The sequence below is a fragment of the Richelia intracellularis HH01 genome (genome assembly GCF_000350105.1).
GTDB classification, from domain to species: domain Bacteria; phylum Cyanobacteriota; class Cyanobacteriia; order Cyanobacteriales; family Nostocaceae; genus Richelia; species Richelia intracellularis.
Map to the genome: position 1 here is coordinate 34,150 of NZ_CAIY01000054.1, position 14,453 is coordinate 48,602.

Sequence of the window (14,453 nt, forward strand, 5' to 3'; positions counted from 1 at the left end):
TTGATCTGGTTAGGATGACCATTCTTTTAGAAAAATTGAGTTAGGTACTGCAGAAAGAAAAATTAAGCATAAAACAAATTATATGAAAAATATCAGCTAGTATTGATAATTTGTAATTGATAATTAAGTCATTAATTTAATAGACTGATGTGATTAGTATATAGTTCTAAATCGTAGCTATAGAGCTGAAGCTAGAGGTAGTAAGTGCAAATAATTGTGATTCATAAGGTTCTCCCAACATGACAATAGAACAAGTGAGTTGACTTGTTACTTGGTAAGTAACATCACTCACTGTTAAACCACTATTACTACTAGAATTATGGATAAATGGCAAAATAACAAGGTCGTATAACCTGGCTGCTTGTAAAATTGCCTGAATTACATTTTCGTAAACAATAATTTGAATATCTGGTAAATTGGTATTAGCCAATTTGGATACAAGTGAGGAAAGCTGTGATCGCCTTAAAGAAATTGTGTCAGAACTGGTATGGCGTTTGCAAATATTAAGTACAGTTACTTGAGCTTGGTTTGTTTCTGCCAAAACTTGGGCAAATTTAACTGGGTATAAAGAATATGCTGGCAAGTTGCCCAATGGAACTAAGATACGTTGGATTTTCTGGGGAGATTCTACTAGACGTGTAACTGCCACAGGACAATGAGATGACCAGACGACACTGTCAACCACATTGCCAAATAAACGCGCTCGTAGACTAGTACGTTTACCCCAACCCATAAGTATTAAATTTGCTTTTCGTTCCTTGGCTGTACGACTAATCCCCTGAGCAAATGTATTGTCAATCCGCAGTAATGGCTCGGCTTTTACATCCAAAACCCTACTAAGGGCAATTGCCCTGCCTAAAATTTGTTCATTACGGCGTATAGAATTATCTAATCTCTGGGCATCCATATGTGCAGTTGCAGCGGTAACAGCTAAGGGTGCAATTTGGCCGTTAGTTTGTCTGGCTAATAAGGCAGCCATTTCTATTAAATATTGTTGGGTTTGAGGATTATGTATGGGAACAACAATTGTAAGAGAATTTATATTTGTCTTTGGAACTGTATAATCAGAAGCTATTAATCCGGAATCTGCAATCAGGGCAGGGTTCCATCCAATTGGTACTTGATTAGCAATCATTGGCCCAATTATACAAGTAAAAACTACTAAAATAATTAAACTATTAAATACATTAATATCTAACAAACCAGACCGATATCCAACTAAAGTTGCTGATAATGTTACTCCTACTTTAGGTATACTCAGAGACCATATAATTAACATTTCTTGCCATTTGTACCGATAGAGTAATTTTGCTACTAATGCAGCAATTAATTTACCGATAATTAAGCCCAAAATCACAGATATGGTAAACCATAAAATACTTAAACTTTCAGTGAAGCTGGCAACATTAATTAGCATACCTAGCTTAATGAAAAAAATAGGTATAAACAGAGCACTTCCTATAAAAGTAATCTTATTTTTAACTGGTCCGCTACCAATGACATTATGTACAGTTAAACCAGCCAAAAATACTCCTACAATAATTTCTATACCTATAATTTGAGCTCCAACCCCAGCCAGAAATACTGTCCAAAGTATAAATAAGAAATGATTGACTTCATCTTCTCCAAAACGACGGAAAAATTCTTTACCTAAACGCTCTAATCCAAAAAAGATTACTAGACAGTAAATCAATAAATTATTAATTAGAATTATAAATTGCCAAAATTGTAATTCTTTCTCATGCGTAGCAACACAAAATGCTAATAACAGAACTGCACCAATGTTAGTAAAAACGGTAGCTCCCGCGGTTACATAAACAAATTCGTTTCGAGAAATACCCCAATAGTTGATAATTGGATACGCCAAAAATGTATGAGAAGAAAGCAAAGAACCAATTAATACTGCTTGGTTCCAATTTAAGCCGAAAGGCAATGCAATTATTACCCCTAATATTAATGGGACTGAAAAAGTCAAACTCCCAAATCCCAACAGCTGATTTCTATAATTACGAAATAGTTTTATTTCAGTTTCTAATCCGGCAACAAACATCAGATAAAATAACCCTATCTCGGAAAGTAGATCCACCACTGATGATTGTATAGGCAATAGTTTACTGCTAAACTGCCCCAAAAAGACTCCTACCAAAACTAAACCTACTAAACCGGGAAGTTTTAATTTTTTAAGTAAAATAGGTATAACTAAAATTATAAGCAATACAATCACAAGAGGGAAAAATGGTTCGTTCCCAGACCTGGAGAAATTAGACTGCGGAGTCGGAACTTGCAACTTCAAATCCATTGCATTGTTTGGATGAATAGAAGCAATGGTATGTTTGGCTGAATTAAATGCCCATGTAGCAAAATTACCATGTGATGTTATTTTATGCAAGCAAGAGCAAGCCATTCTAAGGTAGGTATTAGAATCTTCCGTGTCTATGAAGTCGATGAAAAGGCAATTCACCCATTATATATAGCAAGCAGATTGCACCCCTTAAACATTACAGATAAAAGGTTAAAGATGAAAAGCTTAAGCCTCCAAGGTCAATGATAAAGTTTGACTGGAATAGAACAGATTGATTTGCTTTAAGAAAAGCCGAGAGGAATTGAGAGTAACTTAAAGTTTGCTATTGGCCATTTTGTAAATATTGTTACTATATGACCATATAGTAACAATATTTCTTATGATCCAATCCTATATGACCATAATAATCATTCAAACTCATTCGGAAACTACAACACCTTCGGCTATACTATCCAAATTGTTTACCTATACTGTAATGGTTTTTCATAGCCAGTAAATAAAGAGTTTATGGGTGGATTTGACTTAAGATGAATCGCAAGCGATCATAATCGTCCTTGAGTAGTACACTTAAAGCTCTTCCAGCCTGAACCAACCATTCTTGTTCCGCCTTACGTAATTGATAAATATTACGAACTACTGCTGCGGTTAGAGATTCCACAGGAGCCCCAACTACAGCAAGTAGCGTACATAAAAAATCTAACTCTTCCGTAAACCGGATAATTTCTTCTGGCCTGCATTTATAAACTGCTTGGTGAATTTGTGGTGGTCGCGGCGGCAAATACTGATATATATTACTACCAGATGATACGCCAGTTGCTGATATTCGTTCAAAACCAACTATAGCTGCTCTAAATTCGGTTTTGAGCATGGCAAATATTTGAGGTTGTTCTTCCCGCAATTCCTGCAAAGACAATCCCAAAGCAACCGGTCGATGTACGTTATCTATAGGCATAGTAGTTACACTGTAAACTACTGCATAGACCAAATTGCCTGATTCCTCATCCACAGAGCACACCCAGCTCCCAAAAGGGGGCATATTTGGAAAGTTCAAATCATTTGGTTCTAAACACTGAGCAAGAAATACCGTACTTGTGGTCTCAATAACTTCCGCAAAATGATTTGGATTGCGATTGTTCTTAGTAAATTGTGGTAAAGGAAAACGCATGAGCAAACAGATAGGGAAGACTTATTCCAAAACCTAAAATCAGATGAGTTAATTTACTACTTCTAGCTCAGACAGTCTGAATGTAATTAATTTATCCCAGTTACCACTTTCAAATAATACTGCTATTTTTCCATCACTTATCCTCTGTACAATTCCTTGATAACGATAGTAAGTATCAGCAGGATTTTTGACGCGAACAGTTGTTCCAGGCAAAATCATGATGTGTGTCACCTAATTATATTGTCTGTCTATAGCTTAATACTTGCATTGAATAATTTGTGATTGACTACAAAATAGTCTAGATATTCTGACATATATCCTTAAGAAAAATAAGTTTAAATTATGATGTTCCTATAAGGGTATGCCCTAAGACACAGGGCTATCACCAAGTAAGTCTCTACAAAAATTTATCCTCGGCCATAATGTAAGCAGTTTTATATATTCCATTGCAAAATGGAGTTAAGGTTTCAAACCTAGACATCAAAATTCATATGGTATTTAGCATGTTTAAGAGCTGCTTGACTGCTTCTATATTTCTGCTTAGTTCAAATGAGCACAATCAATTTGTAGTAATTACTCAAAATAATTTTTCTGTAGTGTATATTCGTATGATATTTATACTTAATATTTTTTTGTATAATTGATTCGATGTGATGATTAATTATCAATTGATTTTTGGTTGTGTTCAACTATCTAAAGATTAGTTAAGTTTTAGGAAATACCCTAAGACTTATTAAGGAATGATGTCTTTTTTAGTTAGGTTATAGTAGTAAGGTATTTAGTTATTAGGATATCCATCAGGAAAAAGACTATTAGCTAATCCAAAATTAATAATACTTGCATTGGTTACGGAAATTAGCTACTGATTCCACTAAGCCAATACCGATGAAATTAGTCAGCATAGCAGAGCGCCCATAAGTCATCCAAGGTAGGGGAATACCTGCTACAGGGACTAGGCCAATGGTCATACCAATATTCACCACTGTTTGAAACAATATCATAGACAATACACCTGCAGCCAACAAAGAACCACAATTATCGCTAGCTGTCTGGGCAATATGTAATATTCGCAAACAAATTAGACAAAAAATAGATATAGTAATTACACAACCAATAAAACCTAATTGTTCTCCTACCGCTGAAAAGATAAAATCCGTATGCTGCTCTGGAACAAAACCAAGCTGGGTCATTGGCCCTTGATTTAAACCCCAACCCCATAACTGACCTGAGCCTATAGCAATTTTTGATTGAACCTGGTGGTAACCAGATGCCAAAGTATCTTGTTCTGGATTCAGAAATACTGTTAATCGGGTTTTCTGATAAGGTTTTAATATATTATTCCAGGCAAATGCTCCCAATTCTCCTCCAAAGAGATTTAGGGATATTCCTCCCAATGCACTAATACCAAATCGTTGCCAGGGGAGGTAAAGCCATGCTAACACCCCCATGAATATAGACCAAATAATCCATCCTGGCTTAAATAAGTTATCCAAAATAGCAGCTATTATAGGGGAAATTAATAATAACAGCCAACATGGGTTAGCATTTGCCCAATACAACATTCCCAATACAATAGCCCCAAAGACTAAAGAAGTTGCCAAATCTGGTTGACGAAATACCAACAACCAAGGTAATCCAGTGAAAGCTAAAACTTTAAATACATGTTTGAGCTTGTTAGCTGTATGTTTTTGCAGCAATGCGGCAATGGTAAGAATTATTCCTATTTTGGCAAATTCAGAAGGCTGAAAATAAAAGCCAAAGATGTTTATCCACCGTTGTGCTCCCTTAACACTCATACCAGTCACAAGTACAGCAATCAAACTAAGATTAGTAATTGTGTAAATTAACCAATGGAATTTAAACCAATTTTGATAGGGGACACGGGCAAGTATTACTGCGAAAAATATTCCAACACCACCTGTAATCCAGTGCCACAAACAATCATCCACGACTTTATTGGGTTGAGTGCTCCGGATCATAATCCCCCCAAAAATAGTCACAGCAACTGTCAGAAAAAGCAAAGGCAAGTCCATCTGTTGCCATGGTTTAAAAATATACTGCAGTATAAAATTTGGAGGGGAAGAGCGAGATTTTTTTTGCAACATGGTAACTTATGGGCTTGAGTGGGGATTACTGCTTTACTCTTGCCATCTATTCATCACCCCTGAAAGAGACATGGATTATTTTATGATCAAGCAGCAACAGATACCTTACCTGCAATAATTAGGGCAATATCTTTTAACGCTTTAGCACTAGGGGAATCAGGCTCACCGACTACAATTGGTACACCATTGTCACTACCCAATCGGGTAGATATTTCTAGGGGTATGCATCCCAATAATGGTACCCCCAATTCTGTAGCCGTCCTTTCTCCACCCCCAGAACCAAAGATGTCATAATGTTTCTCTGGCATATCAGGGGGAATAAAGTAACTCATATTTTCCACAATTCCCAGCACATTGATGTTCATCTGCTTGAACATATGCAGGCCCCTACGGGAGTCCAGTAATGCTACAGGTTGAGGCGTAGTTACAATCACTGCTCCTGCAATAGGTACAGCCTGGCTTAATGTTAACTGGGTATCCCCAGTACCAGGAGGCATATCCACAATTAAATAATCTAATTCACCCCAAAGTACTTGGTATAGGAATTGACGAACTATACCATTTAACATTGGACCACGCCAGATAACTGGCTGATCGCGATCAATTAAAAATCCCATGGATACTAATTTTACTCCATGGTTAAAGGCTGGTTCTAGGGCATCTCCTTTATCTGTATTATCTACGTAAATTTGAGTATCTGCCAAACCTAACATTGTGGGGTCATTAGGACCATAAATGTCCGCATCTAATAAGCCAACCTTCGCTCCAGTTTGTGCTAGGGCAACTGCTACATTTACTGCCACTGTGCTTTTCCCAACCCCACCCTTACCACTAGAAATAGCAATAATATTCTTGATACCTTTAATCCCAGTTCTATCTGGTAGACTTTTCCGCTGGGGAGTTTCTGAAGTTACTTCTACTACAACATCAGTGACTCCTGGTAACGTTTCCACTATTTTTTGGCAATCCTCAATAATCAATTCCCTTAATGGGTAAGCATTTGTTGTCAGTAACAAGGTAAAGCTGACTAGCCCATCACAAATTTTTATGTTGCGAACCATGTTCATATCCACCAGATTTTTTTCGAGTTCTGGATATTTGAGAGTTCGCAATACTTCCAATACTGATTGGGAATTCAAGGCATTATACATAATCTTTTATCTTTACTGGCGTGGTAAATTTTAACAGGTAACATTTGGCATTCATAAATCTTAACTATTTTGTTGATCAAATATAAAAAATGTTCAGTAGACAAATACTTTTGGATTAAACTACTACCTAATTATTAAAAATAAAAATAACCACCACCGATAGGTTCTTCCTTCCCAGCTAAGGTTTTGAGGGTTGTTGTTTCAAGCCTTTTTTATTAAGACCGAGCTTCCCCATCTGTATAGGGGTGGGAAAATGACCAAATCAATGGAGATAACCAGCCTTTGAGGATTATCGAATAGGACAAATAAGTCCCACAAAGATTTGACTCCGATTGGTATATTACTCTTTCCTCCATACCAGAAATTGCTAGTACTCGTATGCTTAGATAATTTCTTGTGATTTACTCTTTCCATAAAAAATGAATGGGATGAGGAGACAGTCTTGTCACAGCTTGAAAAATTAGTCCCGCCTTAAGTACTAACTTACACATAACATTAGTACTTTTAAGTAATTAATGCCAAGAGACATGAGCAATATCAATAAATTTTTGCCAAACTTCATCTGATAATGCAGAACTAGTTCTCCTATAGTATCGCACTAAAGAAGTACAAAACCGATATAGTATCGCAGGGGTTGGTGGTGGATGAATTTGGATAACCAAGCTTACACTTTTTTCATCCTCCTAGCTAGATAATAAATTACAGGGAAAAGGATAAAGATATCTGTGGAATAAGGATTTTTCTGTTTGGTTATAGACAAAACTTTGTCTGTGTAGATGTATTTTACATAGCTTCTTCCCAAATGACTAACTATAAAGCGTTTATAACCTTAGAACTATTCCCCATCAATGACAAAAATCTAGTTAATGATAATCATCATATATTTTTCTACTATCAGCACTTGCTGTGAAGAAAAATAAATTTGTGGCTTTACTTTCTACCTGAACATAGTAGAAATGATATTACGGCAGTATACAGACATTAATCACACTCTATCGGGTGAGAATATGGATATATTTTTATTATTTTTTCACTTGTTAGGCAAGAATTCTATTATTATGTCACAATCTCTTGAATGATGATATCGGGGCTATTTTATACCCGAGTTCTTCACGCCTAAAAACTTGAAAAAGCCTAACAACTATACAATGCTATAGGTATTCAGGGAAAATAAATCTGTTCATGAAAATTAGTTTTATGAATGTTTTATTTTTTATCAGGGAAGTCTGCTGAGGTAATGTAAGTCTATTATCTAGTATTATTTACCCCCAATTTAAAATTAATTACTTTCTGAAAAGCTCTATTTGTTTTCTTGAAGTTATGTTGAAAAATCCTCAAACCCAAAATTATCCGGCAGAGCTATCTATAGAACACTTGGCACCGGTTAGTGCCAAAAACAGGGTTAGTAAGTTTATGCAAAGCCTACAAGATGAAATTACTAATGGCTTGAAAACATTAGATGGAGTGGGTCAGTTTCAGGAAGATAGTTGGAAGCGCCCAGAAGGTGGCGGTGGAAAATCCCGTGTGATGAGGGAAGGTGCATTATTTGAGCAGGCTGGTGTTAACTTTTCTGAAGTTTGGGGTTCTCATTTACCACCCTCAATTTTAACCCAGCGTCCAGAAGCTACAGGTGAAGGATTTTATGCCACAGGGATTTCTATGGTTATACATCCCCATAACCCTTATGTACCAACAGTACATCTAAACTATAGGTACTTTGAGGCTGGTTCTGTATGGTGGTTTGGAGGTGGTGCGGATTTGACTCCCTATTACCCATTTGCAGAAGACGCAATTCATTTTCATAAAACTTTTAAACATGCTTGTGATAAACACCATCCTTATTACTATCCAGTATTCAAACGTTGGTGTGATGAGTATTTTTACTTGAGACATCGTCAGGAAACTAGGGGTATTGGCGGGTTATTTTTTGACTATCAAGATGGCCGTCAACTGCCATTGTACCGCGGACCCCATTTAGAAGGGGAAGCAGCCAAATATAGCAATCAATTAGAGATATTAGAACCCCGTACATGGGAGCAAATGTTTGCATTTATTAAAGATTGTGGCGGTTCTTTTTTACCAGCATATACTCCCATTGTCGAAAACCGATGCAAGAGTGAATATGGTGACCAACAGCGGAATTTTCAGCTTTATCGTCGAGGAAGATATGTGGAATTTAATTTGGTATATGACAGGGGAACTATTTTCGGTCTACAAACCAATGGACGCACTGAATCCATTCTTATGTCTTTGCCTCCATTAGTACGTTGGGAATACTGCTATCAACCAGAACCAAATACTCACGAAGCAAAACTATACGAGACTTTCCTCAAACCGCAGGATTGGGTAAACTGGTAAGAGTTATGCTATGCCGATAATGTAGGTAATGCACAGCATACTAAATCATTGGTAATTATTGTTAGGGATCAAGCTTGGAACTACAGCTCTCCCTACCTGGGTCACATTGTGAATCATTGCCTTGTAGCATGATTCTATGAGTTATAGGGGCATGCCATAGTGTTAATTTATTAGTTAGCGTATATTATTGTGGACTATGTGGTCTTAGTCAGAATTTAAGGTTTCAATCAGACTGAATGTTATTTTTCTTTTCTAAATTGCAATTAGTCATGTTTCTTAGAATGCTACAGGTGGTATTTTCTATATTTGTGTGTTTACTCTTCTCATGATTTCTGAATTTTTTGGAAATGGCTTTCAAATAAATATGTGCTTGGAATGGGGTAAATCTGAGTATATGAGATTATTAATACCATGAGCAAAGGAATAAGAGTGACTTAATAGTTGTCAGGTTCCAAATATTTCTAGGTTACATTTAGAATGAGGCAGTAAATTTAATTATTTAGTTACCAAATTATCAAATAGGATTAGTAGAATTAAGATATAAGAATAATGTCCACTATATTATTTTTTGAGGTGTTATACCATATAAAATGTGGTTATTAGATTTTCTTAACTGTAGCCCTAAGGTATATTATCCAAGGTTGTTAATTTTACAAATAACTTGAAACTATTTTAATAGTGTCTGCTTGCTGGTTAATTAGTTAATCTCAACTTTATGTAATTTACAATTTACAATTTACTATTTTGTTTATATTGTGTGATATTCGTTTTAAAAGTATTTTAGTTAAAAATGCTCGACAGGTACCAAGTATATGCTTGTAATTTATTCTCCTTTGGGGGTGGTAATTTTATTTCTACCATCCTACATTCAAAGGCTAGAATATTCTAAATTATGGCATTATCATTTTCATTTTCTCCAAATACAATAAAAACACAAAATTTCTAAGTCTTACATTTTTTATTATTTTGTATTTTATTTATCAGAAGTGGTCTTAAGACTCTTACAATATAATTATTTCAAAACTAACTAGCTGACTTGAATCAATTAGTGTGATGATATGTTGGCATCCTCTGTTTTTTGGTATTATTAACTAGGTAATTATTCAAGCCAATGTCTAATGACTGAATCATTATTCATAACAGTGCTGAACAAATATACATCCCAAATCTATAAAACTTCAATGGAATGGATTTTTACTCGAGTTAAGTTATTGTAAATATGTAAGGATGAATATCACTTAGTTAATTTATTAGCAAAGTTAGCTGTAATCAAGAAAAAACCACATCGCCTAAGAAAATTTGTGAATAAAGTCCGTACTGTCTCTGATACAAAAAGAGCCTTCTACAGCCTTCATACTCGTCCAATTAAAACTATTTATCGCCGGGTAGTGGAAGAGTTAATGGTAGAAATCCATCTACTTTCAGTGAATATAGATTTCCATTACAACCCGATTTATGCTTTGGGTATTGTGACGACTTTTGAACGTTTCATGATGGGCTATAAGCCACAGCATGAAAAAGAATCTATTTTCCATGCCTTAATTCAATCTGTAGGAGCAGACCCTAATATTTATAGACAAGATACTCAACGTTTGCGATCCTTAGCAATTGATTTGCCTGTATCTGATTTAATTGGATGGTTGAATCAAACAAGTCCTCTCGATAAGGATGAGAAAATACAAGAAACTCTTCAGGCATTTGCCAATAATCAGGGTTTTAAATACAGTCGTTTATTTGGAATTGGTTTATATACATTATTAGAGTTATCTGATTCTGAGTTAGTTAAAGATGAAAAACTTTGTAATGATGCACTCAAGACTATCAGCAACGGTTTAAAGATATCGGAAGAGAAACTTATTAGGGATTTGGAATTATACCGCTCAAATCTTGAAAAAATGTCTCAAGCAATAACTGTTATGGCAGATATGGTGGCTGCAGAGCGCAGGAAAAGAGAACAGCCCACTCAAGTATTAGATGAAAGTATAACTTCTCCAGAAGAAAAAGAATAAAGGGATTAAGGAGTTAAGAAATTAATTTCATAACTCCCATCTCCAAATATTTTATACACCTAGCATCTTGTATATTAAGCTACTAATTATAGATAAGGTAAAAGACCCCAAAATAGCACTCCAAATTCCAAAGCGAAGGTAAAAACCTTCCACTAACCATGCTGAAAGACTAAAACAGATTACAGTGATAATAAATGTGAATAAGCTGGATAACAGGTCAAAAGTTAAGAAGTTCGGGACTGCAAGAATTAATCGCAAAATAGGTCTGACAAATGCGTTAACAAGTCCTAAGACTAACGCAGATATGAATGCTTTTCCTGGAGAGTCAATCTCTACCCCTAAAGGTAACTTACTAATAATATATAGGCTGAAGGCTGTTACAATCCATGTGATTAATAAGGATACGACATTCATTGTTACAATTCCTAAAATATAAATAGCACTTTGTAAGTTGTCACTTTATTTTTGGCTAATGCCAATCAGTAATCTATACTTAATAGTTAAGTTGTTTGTAATCTGATTGTATACTGTTAAAACAATTTTTCCCCTTAGACTACAAAATTTATAATAATTACTTCTAGTGAAGATAAGATGGATTATACAAATAATATTTCAAATTATGCCAGTAAGGACTAATGCAAATTGTAATGTACGTTAATAATTATTAAGCTATCAGAGATTTTATTTATCAAAGAGATTTTTTTATATATTTTAAGTTCATAATATCAGGTAGTATCAGGAACATTCTCAAACCATAATATGACTGACCGTGCCCCCCATATTTTCCGAAATTAGGATAATCCTATAATGAGAACTAGTATAACTAATTTTCAAGCCTAATCATGAGAACTTTTCAGTTATGACTCACAATATTTTCATATTTCTTATAAAGAATTAGTTTATTCTTTTACACCTAAATATACTCTTATTGTAAAGAGATATAAGGTGTTCGTATTATTTTAATTTAAATGCTATCTAACATTTATTACAGTATGAATCTGACTTGGTTATAGATTTTGCTCAAATATATTGCTGTAGAAACAAACTAAAATCTAGTTTGGAATATATTTTGGATGAGATATTAAATGAGTAATAAAGTAAAATTACAAATATATAAATAACAGGATATAAGCTGGATCTTAGATATTTCTATATGGAATAGATTTGGGGTTTATTTAGAACTAAAAATTAGAGTCATAAAAAAATTATTAAACATAAAAAACTCTCATGGCGAATGACATCAATGAGTGCTGTTACTCATAATCAAGTTGAATATTTTATTACGACTTAATAATGCCTACTGATAGTACTCAGGAATATCATCCACTTTCATACTTATCCTTAATAAGAGATTATTGAAACTTTTCGGGTGAACCTGGAATAACCCCCAACGCAACATGATCACCTCCTGCTTGTCTTAGTATATCTAATGTTGCAATTACATCATTGTATGTAGATGAACGAGAAGCATGTAAGATAATTAAACCTTGGGGATTTTTTGTTAGGTAGTGTTTTAACCTCTCTCCTAATATTTTTTTTGTTACAGACTCTCTTTCTATAAAAACCTGACCAATTGCATTGATGGTAATAGGTAGGACATTACGTTTATCTGGTTTCAGGTTCACTTCAGGAGAATTTCCTGTAAAAGCTTGGGGCAGATCTATTTCAATAACCTGCTGACGAGTGAATTGCAAGGCTGCTAGTAGAAAAAATGTTAGAATACAAAAAACTACATCAATTAAAGGTACAATCTGGATATCTATATTTTCAATGGGGTTACACTTATTTATTTTCATGAACTTACCCCTACTCAATAATACAATTGTTATTCAAAGTTTTTTCCGAACAGATTACCCAATTCCAGTTTGTTGGAATTTTTCCATTATACCTATCCTAGGTGGGCAATCTGAATTATGCACCCCATAATTAATCAGACGGAGTTTTTTTAAATAAAATCCTATACTAGATAAGGTTTGAAGTATACATATTCCTAAGTATAAATTTTTAACTACCAACCTCACAATTACTTGCACCCTCAAATTCTTGATGTTTGAGGGTATACTGCCTATACGTTAACTCTAGCTCATTACCTACTTTGTGGAAAAGCTTAACCTGGTTAAATACAAAACTTTGAAATAGTCGGCAAAATGCCAAACTAGTGATGGCAATTATTAGGCCTGCAGCAGTGCTAATCAAAGATTCACCAATTCCAGTATTAACACCTGCAACTGCTTCAGTTCCTAAATCTCCAATTCGAATAGAGCGTAACGAGGTAATTAGCCCTAAAACTGTACCCAATAGCCCTAGAAGCGGAGATAAGGCAATGACTGCCTCTAGTAGTTTTTCTCCCTTTCTCATTCCTGCCAACTCCTCCTCAGCTGAGGATTCTAACGCTAATCGAAAAGTTTCCGGATCTGAGGGGCTTAAATTTAAGGGTGCATAGAGAAACCTACCAATAGGTTTATCTTTTGCCAAATTGGCAATATCCCGGGCAATATCCCAATGATCTCGAGCTGCTTCCAATACGCTATCAACTATAGCCCTTTCTTGATTTAAAATATGCAACCAGAACCATAGTCTCTCAAAGATAACGCTCAATGATAAAATTGATAAAGTCAGCAAAGGCCACATTGCTGGCCCGCCTTTTTTAAGTAGTTCCAAGATATCCACTATTTTGCTTATCCTCCATATTTACGAATTATCTACAAAATTCTTTAGAGAAGTAATTATTCGTAAATTAATATACTATTCTTGGTATTATGGCACTGCTTATACTTGAGTAGTATTATTAGTGGTTTTATTTAAAAATAATTTCATTTAGTTATTCATATAAAAGTCTTATAACATAGTTTATCTCCACTAAGGATAGTTAAAGTCTAGTCCCATTAAATTTTTTAGATAATTATTGTATAGGATAATTTGAAATTACTTGTTAAGTACAGTTATAAGTATTAAGTAGTTTATGCTCACATAGCTTATCCATAATATTTTTTGATGATTCTAATACTAAGTATTTGCTTTAATTCTTGGTGGTTTTGACTCATATATCTCATATGTTGGGCTTTATTTTAAAATAATCAAAAAAAATATAAGCTTTCTACCAGCTTTATCAAGCTATTAAATCATGTAGAAGACAAGACTTAATTTGAGTGCTAACTATGATATTTGCGAGTAAAATTACTCGACATTTTGAGTTTATTGAAAGAGAGTATGTTTTAAATAAAATATTGAAAAAATAAAAATTTTGATCTAATCTTTTATTTATTTTTGAGTTAAGATCGATCATTATTATCATTGAAATGATAACCTAAATTTGCCTAGAATTTAAGTTATCATTTCAATGATTTAACATGTATTAAGAGT

The 14,453-nt window shown here is 34.5% G+C and carries 11 protein-coding genes and 1 pseudogene; 3 read left to right on the forward strand and 9 right to left on the reverse strand.

The genetic code is table 11. The features are described from left to right. Positions 1-166: 166 nt before the first annotated feature. A complete protein-coding gene (locus tag RINTHH_RS06830; protein ID WP_231291168.1) occupies positions 167-2,389 on the reverse strand; it encodes a cation:proton antiporter domain-containing protein in 2,223 nt (740 codons plus the stop codon). On the opposite strand from RINTHH_RS06830, the gene RINTHH_RS11045 reads away from it, so the two are divergent. Then, positions 2,384-2,548, forward strand: coding sequence for a hypothetical protein (locus tag RINTHH_RS11045; protein WP_008234627.1), 165 nt, complete (start codon positions 2,384-2,386; stop codon positions 2,546-2,548). The two genes, RINTHH_RS06830 and RINTHH_RS11045, sit on opposite strands and share 6 nt — an antisense overlap. Before the next feature lie 259 nt (positions 2,549-2,807). On the opposite strand, the gene RINTHH_RS06835 is transcribed toward RINTHH_RS11045, so the two are convergent. From RINTHH_RS06835 to RINTHH_RS10475, 5 genes and pseudogenes are all read right to left on the reverse strand, one after another. Beyond that, positions 2,808-3,467, reverse strand: a complete 660-nt coding sequence (locus tag RINTHH_RS06835) for an HAS-barrel domain-containing protein (protein WP_008234629.1) — start codon at positions 3,465-3,467, stop codon at positions 2,808-2,810. A 48-nt stretch (positions 3,468-3,515) separates the two neighbouring features. Next, entirely contained in the window at positions 3,516-3,686 is a 171-nt protein-coding gene (locus RINTHH_RS10470) for an NAD(P)H dehydrogenase subunit NdhS (RefSeq protein WP_008234630.1), read from the reverse strand. A gap of 608 nt (positions 3,687-4,294) precedes the next feature. Beyond that, a complete protein-coding gene (gene rodA, locus RINTHH_RS06840) occupies positions 4,295-5,572 on the reverse strand; it encodes a rod shape-determining protein RodA (RefSeq protein ID WP_008234632.1) in 1,278 nt (425 codons plus the stop codon). Between the two features lie 86 nt (positions 5,573-5,658). Next, complete coding sequence (locus RINTHH_RS06845; protein WP_044304819.1) at positions 5,659-6,723, reverse strand: Mrp/NBP35 family ATP-binding protein; 1,065 nt, start codon at positions 6,721-6,723, stop codon at positions 5,659-5,661. A 215-nt stretch (positions 6,724-6,938) separates the two neighbouring features. Then, positions 6,939-7,369: pseudogene (locus RINTHH_RS10475) on the reverse strand (SRPBCC family protein). A 674-nt stretch (positions 7,370-8,043) separates the two neighbouring features. On the opposite strand from RINTHH_RS10475, the gene hemF reads away from it, so the two are divergent. Beyond that, positions 8,044-9,081, forward strand: coding sequence for an oxygen-dependent coproporphyrinogen oxidase (gene hemF, locus RINTHH_RS06850; RefSeq protein ID WP_008234638.1), 1,038 nt, complete (start codon positions 8,044-8,046; stop codon positions 9,079-9,081). 1,301 nt (positions 9,082-10,382) lie between these two features. Continuing rightward, positions 10,383-11,090 (forward strand): photosystem II biogenesis protein Psp29, encoded by a 708-nt coding sequence (gene psb29 / locus RINTHH_RS06855; RefSeq protein ID WP_044304820.1) that lies wholly within the window; start codon positions 10,383-10,385, stop codon positions 11,088-11,090. A gap of 51 nt (positions 11,091-11,141) precedes the next feature. Here the strand turns inward: psb29 and RINTHH_RS06860 are convergent, their stop codons facing one another. From RINTHH_RS06860 to RINTHH_RS06875, 3 genes are all read right to left on the reverse strand, one after another. Beyond that, on the reverse strand, positions 11,142-11,504 hold the full coding sequence (locus RINTHH_RS06860) for a phage holin family protein (protein WP_044304821.1): 363 nt from the start codon (positions 11,502-11,504) through the stop codon (positions 11,142-11,144). Between the two features lie 938 nt (positions 11,505-12,442). Further along, positions 12,443-12,886 (reverse strand): ExbD/TolR family protein, encoded by a 444-nt coding sequence (locus tag RINTHH_RS06865; protein WP_008234641.1) that lies wholly within the window; start codon positions 12,884-12,886, stop codon positions 12,443-12,445. A gap of 208 nt (positions 12,887-13,094) precedes the next feature. Further along, the gene (locus RINTHH_RS06875) at positions 13,095-13,760 is read right to left on the reverse strand and encodes a MotA/TolQ/ExbB proton channel family protein (protein ID WP_008234643.1); all 666 of its coding nucleotides are present in this window, start codon (positions 13,758-13,760) and stop codon (positions 13,095-13,097) included. Positions 13,761-14,453 lie beyond the last annotated feature (693 nt).

What these genes read in the sequence shown, in the direction of transcription:
- RINTHH_RS11045 (WP_008234627.1), top strand. Translation starts at nt 2,384, where the DNA reads ATGCAAGCAAGAGCAAGCCATTCTAAGGTAGGTATTAGAATCTTCCGT.
- rodA (WP_008234632.1), bottom strand. Translation starts at nt 5,572, where the DNA reads ATGTTGCAAAAAAAATCTCGCTCTTCCCCTCCAAATTTTATACTGCAG.
- RINTHH_RS10470 (WP_008234630.1), bottom strand. Translation starts at nt 3,686, where the DNA reads ATGATTTTGCCTGGAACAACTGTTCGCGTCAAAAATCCTGCTGATACT.
- RINTHH_RS06845 (WP_044304819.1), bottom strand. Translation starts at nt 6,723, where the DNA reads ATGTATAATGCCTTGAATTCCCAATCAGTATTGGAAGTATTGCGAACT.
- hemF (WP_008234638.1), top strand. Translation starts at nt 8,044, where the DNA reads ATGTTGAAAAATCCTCAAACCCAAAATTATCCGGCAGAGCTATCTATA.
- RINTHH_RS06865 (WP_008234641.1), bottom strand. Translation starts at nt 12,886, where the DNA reads ATGAAAATAAATAAGTGTAACCCCATTGAAAATATAGATATCCAGATT.
- RINTHH_RS06835 (WP_008234629.1), bottom strand. Translation starts at nt 3,467, where the DNA reads ATGCGTTTTCCTTTACCACAATTTACTAAGAACAATCGCAATCCAAAT.
- RINTHH_RS06860 (WP_044304821.1), bottom strand. Translation starts at nt 11,504, where the DNA reads ATGAATGTCGTATCCTTATTAATCACATGGATTGTAACAGCCTTCAGC.